Raw genomic sequence first — 20,550 nt, forward strand, 5'->3', positions numbered from 1 at the left:
GTGGAGGGCTGCTCCGGCTGAGCCGGTGTCTGGTCCTGCGGGTGGTGGTGCTCTTGTGGGGTGGGCTGCGACGGGTGCCCTGGTACGCGCGAAACGGTGCCCTGAGGTGTGCCCTGCGGGGACAAGCTGCCGGGGGCGGACGGTGTGGGCGGGTGCGGGGGGACGGGCGCGCTGGTCGGCTGGGGCGGTGCGCCGGCGGAGGAGACGGGGGGCGGCAGGGGTTCCGCGGAGGGCTCCGGGCTCAGGTCGGCGTGGTGCTGTGGAGATATGGAGCCCGTGGGCGGAGCGGGAGGAGCGGTCGGGGCGGGCAGGGCGGCGCCCGTGGGGGCGTCCGGCGATACGGCATCCGGCCGGGGCTGAGCGGTGTCCGGGTGCGCGCCGGGGGCCTCGTAGCCGGTCGGGTGCTCGGGAAAGGGGCGGCCCCCTGGGGAGACGGCTCCCGTGTGGGTCCCGGACGACGAGGCGCCGACTGCCGGTGCCTCCGGCCATGCGGTGCCCGTTCGGTCTTCTGGAGGGACGGCGCCTGCCCGCGAGGGCGGTGGTGGGGCACCGGGGCCGGGTTGCTGAGGCACGGTGCCGTGCCCCTGGGGCCGGGTCCGGCCGGAGGAAGGCGAGGCCGTGACAGGACCCTCGGGGCCGAACTCCGCGGGAAGCGGGCCGAGTTGGTCGAAGATCTCGATCAGTTCGTCGTCGGGCCCGGGCTCCGGCAGGAGCTCCCTGGCCGAGGCGAGCGCCTTGCGCGCTCCTGTGGCGGTGCGGAACCGGGCCTGCGGATCCGGTTCGAGCAGAGACGCCACGACCTGCCACAGAGGCTCGGGAACGCCCTTCGGGGCGCCCGGTGTGCCGTGGGCCTCGAAGTGCTCGACCAGTGCCTTGGCGTCGGGTTTGGCACCCTCCAGGAGATAGAGGGCCACCAGACCCACGGCGAAGAGATCGGCGGGGAAGTCAGGGTCGGCGCCGAGCATCTGCTCAGGCGCGAAGTAGCCGGGCGTTCCCACCACGTAGTTGGTCTCGGTGAGCCGTGGCTCACCGAGACGCATCGAGATGCCGAAGTCGGACAGTCGCAGTCGCGGACGGCTCGTGCCGGTCGCCTCCAGCAGAATGTTGGCGGGCTTGATGTCGCGGTGGACGATCCCCTCCGCGTGCACCGCGGCGAGCCCCGCCAACAGCTGGTCGAGCAGGGTGCAGACGAAGGCCGGTGGCAGGGGGCCGTAGTCCCCGATCAGGTGGACCAGCGAGCCGCCGCCGACGAGGTCCATGGTGAACAGGACCTTGTCGTCGTCGGCGGCCCAGCTGGCTGGAGCGAGCACATGCGGGTGGTCGATCCGCACCGCCTGCTCGCGCACGAACCGCAGCAGCGAGTGGGCGTCGCTCTGTTGGAGGACCTTGGCGGCCACATACCGGCGCCGCCGGTGGTCCCAGGCGCGCCAGACGGCACCGACTCCCCCGCGTCCGATCGGGTCGACCAGTTCGTACCGGCCGGCGAAGACCTCACCCATGGTCGTGCGTCGCTCCCCCTTCGGCGGTGCGGCGGCCTCTTCGAGGTGCCCGGCTGCCTGGATCCCGGCTGTCTGACGACCCGACAGGCGTCCGGAGCCGGGCTGTCCGGCGGCCGGGCGGTGGGTCAGCTCTGGTGGGACTGGTAGTGGGCGACCGCGTCCGAAGTGCGGCCGGCCCCGTACACCCGGAGGAACTCTGCCAGTTCGGGGTGGGTCGGGGCGAGAGTGTCCGCCGCGTCGATGATGTCCCCCGCCGCGGCCACCGAGCGCAGCAATGACTGAATCTCGCGCACCACGCGCTTCACCGTGGGCGCCCCGCCCGAACTGGTCGTCGACTGCGTGGTGTTGCTGAGCACCGAGCCCCCCTGCGACTTCTTGATCTCGTCCATGCGCTCAGTGGCCTCGGCGGCGCTCACGCTGCCGTCGGCGACCTGTCCCGCAAGGTCCTGCAGCAGCTGCACGCGCTGGACCACGGCGGGATTGCCGATCTTGGCTCGCTGGCCGCTCATCAGCTGGGACAGCATGGGTGCGGACAGGCCGAGCACCCCCGCCAAACGCGCCTGGTTGAGACCCAGGTCATCTATGAGCCTACGGAAGAGCGCCCCCAGCGGCTCCCCGTACCAGTTCCGCTGCAGCTCCCGGGCTCTAGCGGTCGCTTCCTGCTGTGCGGCGTCCATGCGCGTCTCCCCATCGCTTCCCCAAAAACCGTGGTTCGCTGTAGCGAACCACGCCGAGCATCTTACGGAGAGTGGTCGTACACGGGGACCCCCAATATTTTTGCGGGATACCCGGGGTGACCCGGTACTCTGGTCTGCGGTGCAGGTCCGGAAGGAGATCCTTCCGGCGTATGCATCGCTTTCGGGGCCTTAGCTCAGTTGGTAGAGCGCTGTCTTTGCATGGCAGATGTCAGGGGTTCGACTCCCCTAGGCTCCACGGAAGAACCCCCTTCAACCTGCTTTTGCGCAGGTCGGAGGGGGTTTTCTTATGGGCTGGAGGGTGTGGCCCGCCCGAAGGGCGGCAGTCGCGGAGAACTCCGGGGGACCGCCCCGGCTTGATGGCCGGAGTGCCGGACCCGCCGGGCGCCGAAGATTTTTTGATCTCGAGTGCTTTCGGGATGCGCCACCAGGTGCCGGATTGATCAACAGGGCTGAGGTAGCCGGGATTTGAGTGCCTCTCGTGAGGTGACGTGCTCTCGCCACTCGTCGATGAACCGCTTTGAGAGGTGCAGGTCCGCCACGACCTGCGTGTGCGGTGATGCGCATCACAGATACTCCGTTGCGATCTTTGCGATTGTTTTCGCAAATGCATGACGGATCCCGGGTCGTACGGACACCGTGCGGGTGGTTGCGGTGGCGTGAGGGTGGCGCGCAGGAGTCGTGAAGGCTTCTGTGAGCTGCTGTGAACGGAAATGCGTGATCGGGGCACTGCATTCCGTTAAGGAGGTCTCGGTCGGTGCGGTGCATCTGGCCCGTTGCAAACGTCATCACGGGAGGGTGGCGTGAACAGTGCGCTTACGAGGCCCGGAGGGTGGGATGTGGGCAGGGTGCGAGCGGCACAGATGCGGTGCGGTGCGGGGCGGGTGGTCCTGAGTCAGGACGTTTCCGAACGGCTTCATGCGTGGCCGCCGCCTCCGCAGTCATAGGTGAAGCCGGTTCTGAGGAAGTGGCGCCACGTCAGGCGGTCGCCACCGAGGGGAGGTTGGGCTGCAACTCGGCGCCGCCTACGCAGCAGTCGGGCGACCGGCGCCCACATCGGATGGGCGTTGTCGGTGCGCCGGCGCTGGCGCCGGCATGCGGGAGGCGGCGACGGCCGAGTGAGACGGTGCTCGTTCCACGCTGAGGGGTGTCTGTTTCACGTGAAACATGACTGTGGGGCAGGAGGGATGAGCCTCCTGCCCCACAGCTGTGCACGTGTTCGTTGTCAGCGCCTTGCGTGCCGTGCATGTCCTACGCGCAGTGCGACAAGTACCGGCCGCGTCAGCCGCGGTCCTTGTGGTCCGCAGCCTCCGCCTCGGCCTGCTTGGCCTGGACCTCCGGGTCCAGGTCTTCCTGACCGGTGCCGTCGACCGACGTCAGACGTCCGGTCTCCGGGACCTCGGTGGCGGCAGGCGGTTCGACCAGCCAGTCCGGGTTGGCCTGCTTGTCCCACCACTTCCAGGCGGCGAAGGTGCCGCCGGCCAGGATGCCCAGGACGGCAAGGCCCTTCGCGAGGCGGCCGACCCTGGCCCGCCGCTCGTGCTTGCGGACCAGCTTCTCGATCTCCTTGGCGGTCACCTGGCCGCGCAGTGCTGCCAGCGCGGCCGTGCTGCGGGAGGTGGCCTGGTCACGGACCGGCCCGGCCGCAGCCCTGGCCTGTTCGATCCTGGGTCGGGAGTAGTCCGCTGCCTGTCGGGCAGCCTTGCGGGTACGAACGGCGGCCTCGTGTGCGGCCTGGTCGACCTTCGGCGGCACATGGGTGAGTGCCTGCTCAAGGCGAGGTGCGAGATGTGCGTCGTACTGAGTGCGTGCCTGTTCGGCGGCTTGGAGAGCGGCGGACGACACCTTGGGCGCGAGCTTGACGCGTGCTTCATGCGCGTAGTGGGTGGCTCGGTCCTTTGTCGTGTCGGCGTAGGGCGCCACCACTTCCGCGGCGTGCCGCACGCTGTCCTTCGCCGACTCGGCCGCCGCGCGCACGCTGTCCTTGCGGGTCACGGGATCCTCCTCCTCGGTGGCGTACATGGGGGCTTGGGGCCGTCCCCCAGAAAGTCACAGTTCACCTTTCCACCCTTATGCGGATCATGCCTGCCGGAGCACTTCGGGGCATGCGAGGGCGGGCATCCGGGTCATGAATGCTGACTTCGGGAGTACTTGGTGCAATAACCGATCAATACGGTGCAACAGGAGCTTGCGACGACAATGCCACGGATCCCCGAACCGCGCGCCTGTTTGGGGCGAAGCGGCTGAAGTGGTCCGAACGGCGGTGACGGCGGACTGGCGGTGCGGTCCGTGCGAGGATCGGGGAGTCACAAAGGACAACGGAAGGCAGATCGTGGCCGAGCAGCTTTACGCCACCCTGAAGACCAACCACGGCGACATCGAAGTGCGGCTCCTGCCGAACCACGCGCCCAAGACGGTCCGCAACTTCGTCGAGCTCGCCAAGGGTGAGCGTGAGTGGACCAACCCGGCCACGGGTGCGAAGTCCACGGACAAGCTCTACGACGGCACGGTCTTCCACCGGGTGATCAGCGGCTTCATGATCCAGGGTGGTGACCCCCTGGGCAACGGCACCGGCGGTCCCGGCTACGAGTTCGAGGACGAGTTCCACCCGGACCTGGCCTTCGACAAGCCGTACCTGCTGGCCATGGCGAACGCCGGCCCGGGTACCAACGGCTCGCAGTTCTTCATCACCGTCTCCCCGACGGCCTGGCTGACCCGTAAGCACACCATCTTCGGTGAGGTCACCGAAGGTGCCAGCCAGAAGGTCGTGGACGCCATCGCCTCGGCGCAGACCAACCCGCGCACGGACCGCCCTGTCAAGGAAGTGGTCATCGAGTCGGTCGTCGTGGAGACCCGCTGACCGATACCCGTCGGCGAGCCCGGCCCCGGCCCTGCGCCGGAGGGCTCGCGAAGGGAACCAAACGCCCCGCCCATCCGTAAGGATGAGCGGGGCGGTGCGTTGCGTACCAAGTGCGTACAAAGGATGAGGGGACCCCATGGATCAGGCGCCAGGCAGCCCGCAGGAACCGCAGGGTGCCCCGAGCCTGCCCACCTGCTACCGGCACCCGGACCGGGAGACCGGCATCCGCTGCACCCGCTGCGAGCGCCCCATCTGTCCCGAGTGCATGATCAGCGCTTCGGTCGGCTTCCAGTGCCCCGAGTGCGTGCGGGACGGGTCCGGCACGGGACACGCGCCGAGCGCCTCCCAGCCCCGCACCCTCGCGGGCGGCACGATCACCACGGACCCCCGGTTGATCACCAAGATCCTCCTCGGGATCAACCTCGCCGTCTTCATGGTGCAGCTCTCCGTGGGTGACCGCTTCACCGACAGTTTCGACCTGATCGGCAGGGCGTTCGTGCCGCTGCTCGGCAGTGTCGAGGGTGTCGCCGAGGGCCAGTGGTACCGGATGGTCACGGCGATGTTCCTGCACGGAAGCTATATGCACATCGCTTTCAACATGCTCAGCCTGTGGTGGATCGGTGGGCCCCTGGAAGCGGCGCTCGGCCGTGCCCGCTATCTCGCCCTGTACGGGGTCTCCGGCCTCGCGGGCAGCGCACTCACGTATCTGATCGCCGAGCCGAACCAGCCCTCGCTCGGAGCCTCCGGCGCGATCTTCGGTCTCTTCGGTGCGACCGCCATCCTGATGCGGCGGCTCAAGTACGACATGCGCCCGGTCATCGCGCTGTTGGTGATCAACCTGATCTTCACCTTCGGGTGGAGCAACATCGCCTGGGAAGCCCACATCGGTGGCCTCGTCGGCGGTGTCCTCATCGGCTACGCGATGGTGCACGCACCCCGGGAACGGCGGGCGCTCGTTCAGTACGGCGCCTGCGCGCTGGTGCTGCTCGCGGTTGTGATCATGACACTCGTCAGGACCGGTCAGCTCACCTGAGTGAGCCGTTCGGTGTCCTCCGAGCCGGCGTGCCCGCGTCACCGGGCACCGGCCCGTTCAGCCCGCCCACGTCGAGGTCGGCGGGATCGCCGGGGGCGTCACAGGAAAGTCACATCGAAGCCGCGGAGAGTCAACGGAAGTCCACGTTGTCCACAGACGGTGGCGGATCTTGTGCATGCTGTTGGGGAACAAGTGTGCCCCCTGCCTCTGACCTGGGTTTCCCCAGGCAGGACAAGGGGCGAACAGACTTCCGGATCCCGGTAGGTCAGTCACACCGGCGTCAACACCCGATGGGTTATCCACAGATCTTCTGACCTTTTCCCCACTGTGGAAACCGCTGTGGATAACTCAGTGGACACCTTGGGCCAGGGATTGCGGACGAGGGCTCGCACCGCACTCGTGCAAGCCCTCGACGCCCTGCGGGGGCGCTACTTCCACTGAGTGGAAACGCCGAATCCCGCGGCGATGAAGCCGAAGCCGACCACGATGTTCCAGTTGCCCAGCGAATCGATCGGCAGGGACCCGTCCGTCACGTAGAACACGACGATCCAGGCGAGGCCGATGAGGAACAGGGCCAGCATGACCGGGGCGACCCAGGCACGGCTGTTCAGCTTGATGTTGGTCGCCTGCTTCGCCGGGGGCGGCGTGTAGTCGGCCTTCTTGCGGATACGTGACTTCGGCACGAGGGTCTCTCCTGTCGATGCGCTGCGTGGCCGCGCAGGGAACGTGGGCTGACTCCGGGCAGCGTACAAGGGGACTCTTAGCGCTCCCCCGGGCGTCCGTTAGCGTAGTGCTTCCGCGGCGCCGAAGGAGATAAGGGTACGTTGAGCAATTCTGCCGACTCTCCCCAGTCGGGTTCCAGCCCCGACCGTATCCGGCGATTCAGGCCGGTACGGGTGCTGACCGCGGCCGTCTTCGCCCTGGCCGGACTGATCTTCTTCACCAGCTTCGACACCGCCAAGGGCACCAACATCCGCACGGACGCCTCGCTGCTGAAGCTCTCCGATCTCATCCACGAGCGCAGTCACAAGAACGGGCAGCTCGACGAGAGCAACGGATCACTGCGCGACGACGTCGAGGCCCTCGCCGAGCGGGACAACGGCAGCACCGCGGCGGAGGAGGCCAAGCTCACCGCCCTGGAGAAGAACGCGGGCACCCAGAAGCTCAAGGGCAAGGCCCTCACGGTCACCCTCAACGACGCACCTCCGAACGCGACGGCCAAGCTGCCCGGCTATCCCGAGCCGCAGCCCGACTATCTGGTCATCCACCAGCAGGACCTGCAAGCCGTGGTCAACGCCCTGTGGCAGGGCGGAGCCAAGGGCATCAAGGTCATGGACCAGCGGCTGATCTCCACCAGTGCCGTCCGCTGTGTCGGCAACACGCTGATCCTCCAGGGCCGCGTCTACTCACCCCCGTACAAGATCCAGGCGGTCGGTGACCCGGAGAAGCTGCAGAAGGCCCTCTCGGCCTCGCCCGCCATCCAGAACTACATGGTGTACGTCAACGTCTACGGGCTCGGCTGGAAGGTCGAGGAGAACGGGACGGCGACTCTTCCCGGTTACTCGGGCACGGTGGACCTGCACTACGCGAAGCCCGTGGAGTAGCGAAGCGGAACCTGCCACGGTCGGACGTGGCCGGCCACGTCCGTGGAGCGGAAGCCCCAAAGGCCTGTGGAGCGCAGGCCCATGGGGTAGAAGGCTGTGAAGTAGTGGAGCAGCTGCCGCTGGGGGGCCTTGTGCCGGTGCGAGTGGTCGTCAGGACGTTCAGCGAGCTGTGCATCACGGTGGGCACCGTGATCGTGCTCTTCGTGGTCTACGTGCTGTTCTGGACGGGTGTGAAGGCCGACACCGCGATGGACGACCAGATCGCGCAGCTCCAGGACCAGTGGGCGAGGAGCGCTGTGGCCTCCGGGCCCCGGGAGACGACGGCGACGGCGAACCCTCAGGCGGCTCCCGGGAAACCCGCCGCGTACAAAGACGGCAAGCCCTTCGCCGTCATGTACATCCCGCGGCTTGGTTTCACGTGGAACAAGCCCGTCCTCGAAGGCACGAGAACGAACACCCTCAAGAAGGGCCTGGGCCACTACGCGAGCACCGCGCGACTCGGCGAGCAGGGCAATTTCGCCGTCGCCGGCCATCGCCGTACCTACGGGGACCCGTTCAAGGACTTCCCCCGGCTGCGTCCGGGAGACGCGGTGGTGCTGACCGACGGCACGACGTGGTTCACCTACCGCATCGACACCAAGCCCTACAAGACGTTGCCTCGTGACACGGCGGTCATCGACCCCGTACCGAAGAAGTCCGGGTACACGCGAGCGGGCCGATATCTGACGCTGACCACGTGCGAACCGGAATGGGGACACAGCCACCGGCTGATCGTCTGGGCGCACCTTGATGCGACCGAGCCTGTGGAGGCTGGGAAACCGGAGGCTCTACGCCGTTAGTCTGGTTGGGTACGGCGTGAGTCTTGGTGCCGTGGTGCGACGGAAGGGACGGCATGTACGGCTTTATCTGGCGGCATCTGCCGGGGAACACGTGGATCAAGGCGCTGCTCTCCATCGTGCTGGCCCTCGCGACGGTCTACGTGCTCTTCCAGTACGTCTTCCCGTGGGCGGAACCGCTGTTGCCCTTCAACGACGTGACGGTGGACAACCAGTGAGCGCACGGATTCTCGTCGTCGACAACTACGACAGCTTCGTCTTCAACCTGGTCCAGTACCTCTACCAGCTCGGTGCCGAGTGCGAGGTGCTGCGCAACGACGAGGTGGCGATGACGCACGCGCAGGACGGGTTCGACGGTGTCCTCCTGTCACCCGGCCCGGGCACTCCCGAGGAGGCCGGGGTCTGCGTGGACATGGTGCGGCACTGCGCCGCGACCGGAGTTCCCGTCTTCGGGGTCTGCCTCGGGATGCAGTCGATGCAGGTGGCCTACGGCGGTGTGGTGGATCGCGCGCCCGAGCTGCTCCACGGCAAGACGTCCCTCGTCGAGCACGAGGGCACGGGCGTGTTCGCCGGGCTGCCGTCCCCCTTCACCGCCACCCGCTACCACTCGCTGGCCGCGGAGCCGAAGACCGTGCCGGCCGACCTCCAGGTCACGGCCCGCACGCACGACGGGATCATCATGGGACTCCGGCACCGTGAACTCCCGGTCGAGGGAGTGCAGTTCCACCCCGAATCCGTGCTGACCGAGCACGGGCACCGCATGCTGGCCAACTGGCTGGTCGAGTGCGGCGACCAGGGAGCCGTTGCCAGGTCGGTGGGGCTCGCCCCGGTGGTGGGCAGGGCCACGGCGTGACCGCCCTGCGCCCCGAGCGCGACAGTGCCGCCCCGTACGGCGAGGACGCCGGGTACGGGGGCGCTGCGGCGTTCGAGGCGACGGGCGCCTTCGAGGGAGCGGCCGCCTTCGAAGCGAACCCTGACGCCGGGCCGACGGGTGACGGCCGGACGGGCGGCGCGATGCGAGCCGCCGTCGACGGGCTCGCCGACCCGCTCAGCGACCCCCTCCCGGGCCGACGCCGGCACGCGGCACCGGAGCGGGAGTGGTACGACCCGCAGGCGTACACGCGGGACTGGAGCGTCGGGCAGAGCGCCTCGTCGCCCGCGGAGCCGGTGCGTCGCGCGCACGCGGAGCCCGCGCACGGCTATTCCGAACCGCTGCCGCCGTACTCCGCTCCCCAGCCGCCCCACGTGCAACCACAGGCTTCGTACGGGCAGCCGCAGTCGCAGTCGTCCTACCCGGACGCCCGGTCGTCGTCGTACGCCGGACCGCAGCCGCCCTACGCCGAACCGCAGGCGTCGTTCGCAGAGCCGCCGAGGTCGTTCACGGAACCGCAGCCGCCGTTCGCCGCGTCGCCGAGGCCCTACCCGGAGCCACAGCCACGGACGGGCCCTGGCGGGCCCGGGCCCGCTGCCGGGTACCAGGAGGCCCGAACTCCGTACGCAGGAGCGCCAGGGCCGTCAGGAGCCCCGCAGGCGCCGTACGACGCCGCCTACGCCCCGACGGCACCCTTCCCGGCCCCTTCCCGGCGGTCCCAGCCCTCCTCGCCCTCCTCGCCGCCGTACGGCACGGCGCCCGCCGCCGACGAGACGGTGGCGCTGCCCGTCGTCGGGGCCGAGCCCATATCCGGCTTCCCGACGCCCTCCGCGCCCGCTGCGGCCCCCGTACGGCCCTTGGACGCGGAGGCACTCTCAGGCGGCCGTGCGGCCCGGCGCAAGGCCGCCAGGCGTCACGGGAAGCACGGCGGTGCCGGCGGGGCGGGTGGAGTCGGCGAGACCCACGAGGAACAGGCGGACACCGGTGCGCCCCTCTCGCGCGTGGCCGCGCGCCGAGCGGCCAAGGCGCGGAAGCCGGGCGCGGCGGTGATGGCCAGCCGGGCGATCGGCGAGGTGTTCATCACCACCGGTGTACTGATGCTGCTGTTCGTGACCTACCAGCTGTGGTGGACGAACATCAGGGCCAACGCGCAGGCCGGCAGCGAGGCGAGCAGCCTCCAGAACGACTGGGCCAACGGCAAGCGGAACCCGGGCACCTTCGAGCCAGGGCAGGGATTCGCCCTTCTGCGCATCCCGAAGCTGGACGTGGTCGTGCCGATCGCCGAAGGCATCGACAAGAAGCGGGTCCTGGACCGCGGCATGGTCGGCCACTACGCCGAGAAGGGCCTGCAGACCGCGATGCCGGACGCCAAGACGGGCAACTTCGGGCTCGCGGGGCACCGCAACACGCACGGCGAACCGTTCCGGTACATCAACCGGCTCAAGCCGGGCGACGCGATCGTCGTCGAGACGCAGGACAAGTACTTCGTCTACAAGATGGCGTCCATCCTGCCGGTGACCGCGCCGAGCAACACGGCCGTCCTGGACGCGATCCCCAAGGGGTCGACCTTCAAGTCGGCGGGCCGCTACATCACCCTCACCACCTGCACCCCGGAATTCACCAGTAAGTACCGGATGATCGTCTGGGGCACGATGGTCGAGGAACGGCCGCGCAGCGAGGGGAAACCGGACGCACTCGTCGGCTGAGCACGCGTGGGGGTTCCTGGAAGCGCATGACGGGCTTTCCGGACCACATCCCATGATTCATGGACATCCCAAGAACTTCTGAGACACCAGACGGGGAAAACGCAGTGGCAGCGACGACCGACCACGAAGAGCACACGGACGCGCCGGCGTCCTCGCCCGCGCCGCGGCGGCGGCGTGGCGGCGGCCGGATCGCGGCGGCCGTCAGCGTCTTCGGCGAGCTCCTCATCACCGCGGGTCTGATCCTCGGGCTGTTCGTTGCCTATTCGCTGTGGTGGACGAACGTGATCGCGGACCGCGAGGCCGACAAGCAGGGTGACAAGGTGCGCGACCACTGGGCCGAGGACCGCGGCCCGGTCGGCCTGGACACCAAGGACGGCATCGGCTTCCTGCACGTCCCGGCGATGGGCAGCGGCGAGGTGCTGGTCAAGAAGGGCACCTCCTCGAAGCTGCTCAACAACGGCATCGCCGGCTACTACACGGACCCCGTCAAGTCCGCCCTTCCGCAGGACAAGAAGGGCAACTTCTCACTGGCCGCCCACCGCGACGGCCACGGCGCGAAGTTCCACAACATCGACCGGCTCAAGAAGGGCGACGCGATCGTCTTCGAGACCAAGGACGACTGGTACGTCTACAAGGTCTACGCGACCCTTCCGGAGACGTCGAAGTTCAACGTCAAGGTTCTCGCGCCCGTCCCCAAGGAGTCGGGGAAGAAGAAGGCCGGCCGCTACATCACCCTGACGACCTGCACGCCGGTCTACACGTCCCGCTACCGGTACGTGGTCTGGGGCGAGCTGGACCGGGTGGAGAAGGTGAACGACGAGCGGACGCCACCGGCGGAGCTGCGCCGAGCGTGACCGATCTCCGCGAAAGGAGTTCGGTCACGCTCAGCCTGCCCGAGGCCCGAGGCCCGAAGCCCGAGGCCCGAGGCCCGAAGCCGAACGCGAGGGCGGGCGGAGAGAGCCTTCTCCCCGGATCACTCACGCCGCTGATGACTCGGCGGCCGCCCTCCGGGAATTCCACAGGCGCGGGCTTTGGGCCTCTGCCCGGTTGTCCCGGATTTCTATCCGCAGTGGAAGGCGCCCGAGTGGAACTGCGCGACGGTGCCCGTCTTCCAGATGACGGAGTCGAGCTTCACGCAGTGATTGCTCCCGGTGTGCACCTGCACCCAGCCCGCGTAATGCGCGTAATTGTCGCCGTCTTTGGAGCTGCTGTAGACGTCGTCGGACTCTTCGCACGTGCTTTTCGGCCTGGTTTCCTTGCACGCGGTCAGACTGACCGACATGTAGTTCTTGGTGCCCGCACCACCGGCGCTGTTCTTCACGGCCACGGCGCAGTTGAACCCCGATGACTCCTTCCAGTAGAGGTAGGCCGTGCCGTAGCTGGTACCACCGCTGGTCTTGACCGGGTAGCTGGCCACGAGGGAGTAGCCGGTGCAGTAGTCGGCCGCGGCGGCAGGGGCCGCGTGAGCGGCCGGTGCGAGTGCGAGCCCGCTGACAGTGAGCGAGATGACGGTTGCCACTCGGGCGGCACGCTTGGATATGAGGCGCAAGGCGGAAATCCCCCTGGATTGTTCTGTCGATCAGCTTGCATTCGTGGTCGACCGGAGAGAATAGCGGTGTGTTTGGGGGGCGACAAGGGGATTGGCGATATAGGCCACTTCTCCTGGCTTGGACCTCACCGGCACGGAAAAGCCCCTGACGCGACGAATTTCCTTTCACGCGAAAGCCCCGGCACCCTTTCCAGGGCGCCGGGGCTTCGTTCGCTCTTCCGTGGGGCCGGCTGTCAGTTCTCGTTCCGCGCAGCCGTACCGGTGACGCCTCCGAAGAGGCCGCCGTTGCCGTTGCCGCCGTTGTTCTGCTGCCCGGCGTCGATCGTGCCGAGGTTGACCCTGTCGCCGGCCTTCACCTGCTGGCCCTCCTGCGGGTTGCTGGCGAGCACGATGGCGTTGTCGTCCTGCGAGCCCTGGATGTTGCCGAGCTGCAGCTGGTTCTGTGCCAGAACCTGCTTGGCCTGGCCGAGAGTCATCTGGGTCACCTTCGGCATGGCGAACTCCTCGTCCTCTTCTTCCTTCGCCTTGCCGATCTGGATGGTGACCGTGTCGCCGGGCTCGGCCTGCGAGTTGACCGCGGGCACCGTCGCGATGACCTTGCCGACCTGGTTCTCGTCGTCGGTCTCCACGTCCGTGCAGGTGCCCGTCAGATCGTTCTGCTGCATCTGGGCCTTGGCCTGGTCACAGGACTGGCCGGTGACGTCCGGAACAGTGACCTGCTTCTTCTCCTTGGCGATGGTGAGGGTGATCGTGGAACCCTTCTCCACCTCCTTGCCCGAGATGGGGTCCGTCTTCAGGACGGAGCCCACGGGCTCTTCGGACTCCTTGGACTTCGTCTCGACCTTGAACTGGTAGTTGTCACCCTCGAGCTCGGACGTGGCTTCGTCCACGTCGTCCCCGATCACGTTCGGAACCGCCACCTTCGGCGCGCCCGTCGACACCGTCAGCGTGATCGTGTCGCCCTTGTTGACGTCGGTCTTCGCGGCGGGGTTCTGGTCGCAGACGCTGCCCTTGGGCGTGTTCTCGCACGCCTTCCGGTTGATGGTGAGCTCCAGCTCGCGGTTTTTCGCCCTCTGCTTGGCGTCGGCCTCTGTCGAGTTCACGAAGTTCGGCGCGGGGAAGGATTCGTCACCCGCGCCGCCGTTCCCGCTGAACGCCCACTTGCCGATGAGGATCGCGCCGACCAGCACGAGCACACCGGCGACGACCAGCAGGATCGTCGACGTGTTGCTCTTCTTCTGCTGCTGACGGCGCCGGCCGGCCCGGTCGTCGAAGCCGAAGCCGCCGTCGTCCGGGTTCACCGGAGGCAGCATCGCGGTGTGCTGGCCGTCCGACGAGCGCAGGGCCGTCGTCGGTTGGTCGTCCGGGTAGCCGCCGTAGCCGACCGAGCCCATGGCCGCCGTGGCCGCGACGGGCTGGCCGTCGAGGCAGGCCTCGATGTCCACGCGCATCTCGTCGGCGGACTGGTAGCGGTAGTCCGGGTCCTTGGTGAGCGCCTTCAGGACGATGGCGTCCATCTCGGGCGTGATCTCGGGGTCGAAGACGCTCGGCGGCTGCGGCTCCTCGCGTACGTGCTGGTACGCGACCGCGACCGGGGAGTCCCCGATGAACGGCGGGCGGACCGTGAGGAGCTCGTACAGCAGACAGCCCGCCGAGTACAGGTCGGAGCGGGCGTCGACCTGCTCGCCCTTCGCCTGCTCGGGGGAGAGGTACTGCGCCGTCCCTATGACCGCCGAGGTCTGGGTCATCGTCATGCCGGAGTCGCCCATCGCGCGGGCGATACCGAAGTCCATGACCTTGACCTGGCCGTTGCGCGTCAGCATGACGTTGGCCGGCTTGATGTCGCGGTGGACGATGCCGGCACGGTGCGAGTACTCGAGGGCCTGGAGGATGCCGATGGTCATCTCCAGGGTGCGCTCGGGCAGCAGCTTGCGCCCGGAGTGCAGCAGCTCGCGCAGCGTGGACCCGTCGACGTACTCCATCACGATGTACGGGATGGAGATGCCCTCGATGTAGTCCTCACCCGTGTCGTACACGGCGACGATCGCGGGATGGTTGAGCGAGGCGGCCGACTGGGCCTCCCGGCGGAACCGGGCCTGGAACGACGGATCGCGCGCGAGGTCCGCTCGCAGCGTCTTCACCGCCACCGTGCGGCCGAGCCGGGTGTCATGGGCGAGATGTACCTCCGCCATGCCACCACGGCCGAGCACGTGGCCCAGCTCGTACCGGCCGCCGAGGCGACGCGGCTCTTCCATAGCTACCTACCAGCCTTTTCCGACGGTCCGGACCACACCACGTGCGGTCCGGCGGTGTGCTGTCCGGGCATACCGTACCCGGCTCGCCTTGACTGACCTGGCCACAACCGTCACCCGATACAGGACCGGTATCGCAACGTGCACCGATGCGAGGGGGACGTGAGCGGGGTCACTTCTTGCTGTCGATGACTGCCTTCATCACGTCCCTTGCGATCGGAGCGGCCAGACCGCCGCCGGAGATGTCGTCACGGTTGGCGCTCTCGTCCTCGACGACCACCGCGACGGCGACCGGAGAGCTGCCGTCGTCGAGCTTCGCGTACGAGATGAACCAGGCGTACGGGTTCTCGCTGTTGTCGACACCACGCTGGGCGGTACCGGTCTTGCCGCCGACGGTGACACCGGACTCGTTGATCTGGCCCTTGGTGCCGGTGCCCTCCTTGACGACCGTCTCCATCATCGACTGAAGGATCTGGGCGTTCTTCTCGGAGAGCGGCTCGCTCATCTGCTCCGGGTCGGTCTGCTCGATGACGTCCAGGTTCGGCGCCTGGAGCTTGTCGACCATGTACGGCTTCATGAGCTTGCCGTCGTTGGCGATGGCCGCGGACACCATGGCCATCTGCAGCGGAGTCGTGGCGGTCTCGAACTGGCCGATCGAGCTGAGCGCGGTCTGCGGCTTGTCCATCTTCTCGGGGAAGACGGAGGCGCTGGAGCGGATCGGCACGAACTGCTCGGAGTTGAAGCCGAACTTCTTGGCCTCCTCCAGCATGTCCTCCTTGCCGACATCGACGCCCAGCTTGCCGAAGACGGTGTTGCAGGACACCCGCAGCGCCTCACGAAGTGTCGCGTTCTTGCAGGGGATGTTCCCCTCGTTCTTCAGCTCGGTGGTGGTGTCCGGGAGGGTGTACGGCAGCGGCGAGTCGGTCTTCTCGTCGGCGTCGTCGTAGATGCCCTTCTCCAGCGCCGCGGCGGCCGTGACCACCTTGAAGGTGGATCCGGGCGGGTAGATCTCGCGCAGCGCCCGGTTGAGCATCGGGTTGTCGGGGTTGTTCTTCTTCTGGAGCTTCTCCCAGGCGCTGCCGTCGACCTTGGTGGAGTTCCCGGCGAACGACGACGGGTCGTACGAGGGAGTGGAGGCCAGCGCCAGGATCGCGCCGGTCTCCGGGTCGATCGCGGCGACGGCACCCTTGCCCTGCCTCAGCAGACCCTTGTACGCGGCCTTCTGCGCGGCGGCGTTGAGCGTGGTGACGACATTGCCGCCCTCCTGCTTCTCGCCGGTGATCATGTCGAGGGTGCGGCGGAAGAAGAGCCGGTCGTCGTTGCCGGTGAGGATGCCGTCCTCGATGTTCTCCAGCTGCGTGGCACCGAAGGCCTGCGAGGCGTAGCCCGTGACGGGGGCCCACATCGCGCCGTCCTTGTAGGTGCGCTTGTACTCGAAGTCGTTGAAGTCGTCGCCGCTCGTCTTGGCGGACCCGGTGATCGGGTTGCCGTCGACGATGATGTCGCCGCGCGGTGTGGCGTAGCGGGCGATGGCGACGCGGCGGTTCTTGGGGTCCTTCTTGAGCGAGTCCGCCTGGACGTACTGGATCCAGTTGTCCCGGATGAGCAGGGCGAGGACGAGAAGGCCGCAGAAGATCGCGATCCGGCGCAGGGGCTTGTTCACGGTCGGACCACCTGGGTCATCTCGGCGTCGGGGTTGGGTGCGGGGGCCGGCGCGGGGCGCCGGGCGGTGTCGCTGATCCGGATCAGGATGCCGATGAGTGCCCAGTTGGCGATGACGGAGGAACCTCCGTACGCCAGGAACGGCATCGTCATACCGGTCAGCGGGATCAGGCCCATGACGCCGCCGGCGACGACGAAGACCTGCAGGGCGAACGCGCCGGACAGCCCGATCGCGAGCAGCTTGCCGAAGGGGTCGCGGGCGGCGAGGGCGGTGCGTACGCCGCGCTCCACGATCAGGCCGTACATCAGCAGGATCGCCATGACGCCGGCCAGGCCCAGCTCCTCGCCGAAGGTGGCGAGGATGAAGTCGGAGTTGGCGGCGAAGCCGATGAGGTCGGAGTTGCCCTGGCCCAGTCCGGTGCCGAGGGTGCCGCCGGAGCCGAAGGCCCACAGGGCCTGCATGGACTGCTCGGTGTGACCGAAGACGTTCTGCTGGCTGAGGGTGTACTCGCGCATCGGATCGAGCCAGGCTTGGACGCGCTGCTGGACGTGTGGTTCGAAGGAGGCGACGCCGACGGCGCCGGCCCCGGACATCAACAGGCCGAAGACGATCCAGCTGGTGCGCTCGGTAGCGACGTACAGCATGATCACGAAGAGGCCGAAGAAAAGCAGTGACGTGCCGAGGTCGGTCTCGAAGACCAGGATCAGGATGGAGATGGCCCACACGACCAGAATCGGGCCGAGGTCGCGGCCGCGCGGCAAGTAAAGGCCCATGAAGCGGCGGCTGGCCAGCGCGAGCGCGTCTCGCTTCACCATGAGGTAGCCAGAGAAGAAGACCGCGATGATGATCTTCGCGAACTCGCCTGGCTGGATGGTGCCCAGACCGGGAATGGAGATCCAGATCTTGGCTCCGTTGACCGCGGGAAAGAACACCGGTGCGACCAGCAGCGCGAGCGCCACGACCATGGAAATGTACGTGTAGCGCTGAAGGATCCGGTGGTCCTTGATGAAGATCAGTACGGCCACGAACAGGGCGACACCCAGTGCGGAATACATCAGCTGGCGGGGCGCTGCCTCGACGAACGTACTGCGCGCCTGTAGTCGCTGCGACTGGTCCAGGCGCCAGATGACGACCAGTCCGATGCCGTTGAGCAGCGTCGCCAGAGGCAGCAGCAGCGGGTCCGCGTACGGAGCGAACTTCCGTACGACGAGGTGGCCGACGCCCGCGAGCAGGCCGAGGCCGAGGCCGTAGCTCAGGAGTCCCGGAGGCACCGAGCCGTTGATGGCCAGACCGACGTTGGCGTAGGCGAACACCGGGATGACCACGGCGAACACCAGCAGCGCGAGCTCGGTGTTACGTCTGCTCGGCGTGCCGATCGAACCGATCGTGGACGTCTGGTGCGTCGACGGGTTGGAAGAACTGCTCATGGCGTGACAGGGCCCCTCACGGCTGCTTACTGCTTACCGCACAGCGAGACCAGCTTCTGCTCTTCGTCGGAGAGGCTGGGGCCGGGTGTGGGAGTGGGTGCGGTCGTGGACTTGGAAGGGTCGGGTGACGGCGACTGCTGCCCCGAGGAGGGCGCCGTCGGCGTCGGTGTGGCCTTGGACGCGGCGGAGGTACGTGTGGTTCCCGTGACACCGCCGGCCTCGCCCTCGCCGGTCTTCGCGTTCTGCTCGCTCTCGGCCTTGCGGCGTTCGGCGTCCTTCTTGCAGGCGGACGCCTGGGTGGCCAGCTCCTCGATCTTCGACCGGGCGTCGCTCAGCCCGCCCTCCGCGATCGTGGCCTTGACCTGCTTCTGCTGGTACGGCGGCAGGTACTTGAGTTCGATCTCGGGGTGGTCCTTCTCCACCTTTGAGAGCGAGACCCAGGCGAGGTCCTGGCTGATGCCCTGGTAGAGCGCGACGTGCTCGTCGTTGGCCCCGACGTAGTACTGCGTCTGGGTCCAGCGGTATCCGCCGTACAGGCCGCCGCCGATGATGCCGAGCGCGAGCGTGATGTAGAGGGATCTCTTCAGCCACTTCCGCCCGGAGCTCGGCTTGACGAAGTCGTCGTCGGAGTAGCCGCCGAACCCCGCCGTGGACACGTAACCGGTGGTGTCGCCGCTGCCGGGCGGGCCGAACTCACCGCCGCCGCCCTGTCCGGGCACCTGCCGGCCGAGGCTGGAGGCACGGCCGGCGGGCGTCTGCATGGCGCCGTTGTCGTGCAGCTGGTGCTGGTTCTCGGCGACCGCGCCCACGACGACCGGGGTGTCGGAGAGCTGAGCGGCGAGGGTGTCCCCGCCGTCGATGTCGAGGACGTCGGCCACGATGACGGTGATGTTGTCGGGGCCGCCGCCGCGCAGCGCGAGCTCGATGAGCTGCTGCACGGTCTCCTGAGGGCCCTGATAACTGGCGAGGGTGTCCTCCATCGTCTGGTGGGAGACGACCCCCGACAGCCCGTCGGAGCAGATCAGGTACCGGTCGCCGGCGCGGACCTCACGGATGGAGAGATCGGGCTCGACGTGGTCGCCGCTTCCCAGCGCGCGCATGAGGAGCGACCGCTGCGGGTGGGTGGTCGCCTCCTCCTCGGTGATGCGTCCTTCGTCGACGAGGCGCTGGACCCACGTGTGGTCCTGCGTGATCTGCGTCAGCACGCCGTCCCGCAGCAGGTAGGCGCGGGAGTCACCGACGTGCACGAGGCCGAGCCGCTGACCGGTCCACAAGAGCGCGGTGAGGGTCGTCCCCATGCCTTCGAGCTGGGGGTCCTCCTCGACCATCATCCTGAGCTGGTCGTTGGCGCGCTGAACGGCCGTGCCGAGCGAGGTGAGGATGTCGGAGCCGGGCACGTCGTCGTCGAGCGCGACGATGGTGGAGATCACCTCGGAGGAGGCGACCTCACCGGCGGCCTGGCCGCCCATCCCGTCGGCGATCGCGAGCAGGCGGGGACCGGCGTAACCGGAGTCCTCGTTGCCCTCGCGGATCATGCCTTTGTGCGATCCGGCGGCGAAGCGCAGTGACAGACTCATGCGCACCTCGCCCGTCGGCTCCGGGTACATCCGCACGGTGCCCACCCTCCGGTCGGGAGCGTGCCGGGGTCCGTCGTGGGGACCGCCGCTGCTCGCTCGCTCCGCTCGCGCTCATTCATGACGTGGTACTACTTCCGCAGCTCGATGACGGTCTTGCCGATGCGGATCGGCGCGCCCAGCGGAACCGGCAGAGGAGTCGTCAGTCGGGTCCGGTCGAGATACGTGCCGTTGGTGGACCCGAGATCCTCGACGATCCACTGGCCGTCACGGTCCGGGTAGATCCTGGCATGCCTGCTGGAGGCGTAGTCGTCGTCCAGCACGATGGTGCTGTCGTGTGCGCGGCCCAGCGTGATGGTCTGCCCCTGCAGGGCGACCGTCGTGCCCGTGAGGGTGCCCTCGGAGACGACCAGCTTGGTGGGAGCGCCACGGCGCTGGCGGCCGCCGCCGCTGGGCGCCGCCTGCTGGCGCTGCGGTGGTGGCGCGGTCTGGCGCGCGGTCTGCGGCGGCCTCTGGGCTTCCCGTCGCGACCCGCGCTGTGTGACGCGCGTTCCGAACAGGTCGCTGCGGATGACCTGCACGGCCACGATCACGAACAGCCACAGTACGGCCAGGAAACCCAGCCGCATGACCGTGAGGGTCAGCTCTGACATTGCCCCCGCTTCACCCTTCGGCTTGCCGGTAAATGATGGTGGTGCTGCCCACGACGATCCGCGAGCCGTCGCGGAGCGTAGCGCGGGTGGTGTGCTGCCCGTCCACCACGATGCCGTTGGTGGACCCGAGATCCTGGACGGTCGAGGGCGTTCCGGTCCGGATCTCACAGTGCCGGCGCGAGACGCCGGGGTCGTCGATCCGCACGTCGGCTTCGGTGCTGCGGCCCAGCACGAGCGTCGGGCGGGAGATCTGATGGCGGGTGCCGTTGACCTCGATCCAGTGCCGCGTGCGGCCTCCGGGCTGCGGGGCCGCGGCGGGCCGCTGTCC

19 protein-coding genes and 1 tRNA gene are annotated in these 20,550 nt (G+C 68.1%); 9 read left to right on the forward strand and 11 right to left on the reverse strand.

Annotated elements, in window-relative coordinates; all coding sequences use genetic code 11:
- Both KUF83_RS41880 and KUF83_RS10110 read right to left on the reverse strand, forming a co-directional pair.
- Positions 1-1,499, reverse strand: a 1,499-nt coding sequence (locus tag KUF83_RS41880) for a serine/threonine-protein kinase (RefSeq protein ID WP_254643632.1), incomplete at its 3' end; no start/stop codon positions are given.
- Positions 1,500-1,624: 125 nt separating this feature from the next.
- On the reverse strand, positions 1,625-2,176 hold the full coding sequence (locus tag KUF83_RS10110) for a DNA-binding protein (protein ID WP_217454276.1): 552 nt from the start codon (positions 2,174-2,176) through the stop codon (positions 1,625-1,627).
- A gap of 183 nt (positions 2,177-2,359) precedes the next feature.
- Here KUF83_RS10110 and KUF83_RS10115 point away from each other — a divergent pair.
- Positions 2,360-2,432 (forward strand) — tRNA-Ala (locus KUF83_RS10115).
- 1,043 nt (positions 2,433-3,475) lie between these two features.
- Here the strand turns inward: KUF83_RS10115 and KUF83_RS10120 are convergent.
- Positions 3,476-4,189: a DUF5324 family protein gene (locus KUF83_RS10120; RefSeq protein WP_217454277.1), complete on the reverse strand. Its 714-nt coding sequence runs from the start codon at positions 4,187-4,189 to the stop codon at positions 3,476-3,478.
- Between the two features lie 337 nt (positions 4,190-4,526).
- Between KUF83_RS10120 and KUF83_RS10125 the strand changes: the two genes are divergently transcribed.
- Together KUF83_RS10125 and KUF83_RS10130 are read left to right on the forward strand one after the other, a co-directional pair.
- A complete protein-coding gene (locus tag KUF83_RS10125; protein ID WP_217454278.1) occupies positions 4,527-5,054 on the forward strand; it encodes a peptidylprolyl isomerase in 528 nt (175 codons plus the stop codon).
- A gap of 136 nt (positions 5,055-5,190) precedes the next feature.
- The gene (locus tag KUF83_RS10130; RefSeq protein ID WP_217454279.1) at positions 5,191-6,087 is read left to right on the forward strand and encodes a rhomboid family intramembrane serine protease; all 897 of its coding nucleotides are present in this window, start codon (positions 5,191-5,193) and stop codon (positions 6,085-6,087) included.
- Positions 6,088-6,515: 428 nt separating this feature from the next.
- Here KUF83_RS10130 and crgA read toward each other — a convergent pair whose 3' ends face one another.
- Positions 6,516-6,770, reverse strand: a complete 255-nt coding sequence (gene crgA / locus KUF83_RS10135; RefSeq protein ID WP_217454280.1) for a cell division protein CrgA — start codon at positions 6,768-6,770, stop codon at positions 6,516-6,518.
- A 141-nt stretch (positions 6,771-6,911) separates the two neighbouring features.
- On the opposite strand from crgA, the gene KUF83_RS10140 reads away from it, so the two are divergent.
- From KUF83_RS10140 to KUF83_RS10165, 6 genes are all read left to right on the forward strand, one after another.
- On the forward strand, positions 6,912-7,691 hold the full coding sequence (locus KUF83_RS10140; protein ID WP_217454281.1) for a DUF881 domain-containing protein: 780 nt from the start codon (positions 6,912-6,914) through the stop codon (positions 7,689-7,691).
- 137 nt (positions 7,692-7,828) lie between these two features.
- Positions 7,829-8,530, forward strand: coding sequence for a class E sortase (locus tag KUF83_RS10145; RefSeq protein WP_217454291.1), 702 nt, complete (start codon positions 7,829-7,831; stop codon positions 8,528-8,530).
- Positions 8,531-8,583: 53 nt separating this feature from the next.
- Complete coding sequence (locus tag KUF83_RS10150) at positions 8,584-8,745, forward strand: hypothetical protein (protein ID WP_217454282.1); 162 nt, start codon at positions 8,584-8,586, stop codon at positions 8,743-8,745.
- The gene (locus KUF83_RS10155) at positions 8,742-9,380 is read left to right on the forward strand and encodes an aminodeoxychorismate/anthranilate synthase component II (RefSeq protein ID WP_217454283.1); all 639 of its coding nucleotides are present in this window, start codon (positions 8,742-8,744) and stop codon (positions 9,378-9,380) included. Before KUF83_RS10150 ends, KUF83_RS10155 begins: the two co-directional genes overlap by 4 nt.
- A gap of 392 nt (positions 9,381-9,772) precedes the next feature.
- A complete protein-coding gene (locus KUF83_RS10160; protein ID WP_217454292.1) occupies positions 9,773-11,104 on the forward strand; it encodes a class E sortase in 1,332 nt (443 codons plus the stop codon).
- 104 nt (positions 11,105-11,208) lie between these two features.
- A complete protein-coding gene (locus KUF83_RS10165; protein ID WP_308402958.1) occupies positions 11,209-11,958 on the forward strand; it encodes a class E sortase in 750 nt (249 codons plus the stop codon).
- 206 nt (positions 11,959-12,164) lie between these two features.
- Here KUF83_RS10165 and KUF83_RS10170 read toward each other — a convergent pair whose 3' ends face one another.
- The 7 genes from KUF83_RS10170 to KUF83_RS10200 all read right to left on the reverse strand — a co-directional run.
- On the reverse strand, positions 12,165-12,623 hold the full coding sequence (locus KUF83_RS10170; protein ID WP_217454285.1) for a hypothetical protein: 459 nt from the start codon (positions 12,621-12,623) through the stop codon (positions 12,165-12,167).
- Between the two features lie 263 nt (positions 12,624-12,886).
- Entirely contained in the window at positions 12,887-14,908 is a 2,022-nt protein-coding gene (pknB, locus tag KUF83_RS10175; protein ID WP_217454286.1) for a Stk1 family PASTA domain-containing Ser/Thr kinase, read from the reverse strand.
- A gap of 169 nt (positions 14,909-15,077) precedes the next feature.
- Positions 15,078-16,568, reverse strand: a complete 1,491-nt coding sequence (locus KUF83_RS10180) for a penicillin-binding protein 2 (protein WP_217454287.1) — start codon at positions 16,566-16,568, stop codon at positions 15,078-15,080.
- Positions 16,565-17,995, reverse strand: a complete 1,431-nt coding sequence (locus KUF83_RS10185; protein WP_217454288.1) for an FtsW/RodA/SpoVE family cell cycle protein — start codon at positions 17,993-17,995, stop codon at positions 16,565-16,567. The genes KUF83_RS10180 and KUF83_RS10185 overlap by 4 nt, the downstream gene beginning before the upstream one ends.
- A 26-nt stretch (positions 17,996-18,021) precedes the next feature.
- Entirely contained in the window at positions 18,022-19,602 is a 1,581-nt protein-coding gene (locus KUF83_RS10190; protein ID WP_217454293.1) for a Stp1/IreP family PP2C-type Ser/Thr phosphatase, read from the reverse strand.
- Positions 19,603-19,700: 98 nt separating this feature from the next.
- Positions 19,701-20,222 (reverse strand): FHA domain-containing protein, encoded by a 522-nt coding sequence (locus KUF83_RS10195; protein ID WP_217454289.1) that lies wholly within the window; start codon positions 20,220-20,222, stop codon positions 19,701-19,703.
- Positions 20,223-20,232: 10 nt separating this feature from the next.
- Positions 20,233-20,550, reverse strand: a 318-nt coding sequence (locus tag KUF83_RS10200; RefSeq protein ID WP_217454290.1) for an FHA domain-containing protein, incomplete at its 5' end; no start/stop codon positions are given.

The organism is Streptomyces sp. BV286 (genome assembly GCF_019090165.1).
In the GTDB taxonomy this organism is placed as follows: domain Bacteria; phylum Actinomycetota; class Actinomycetes; order Streptomycetales; family Streptomycetaceae; genus Streptomyces.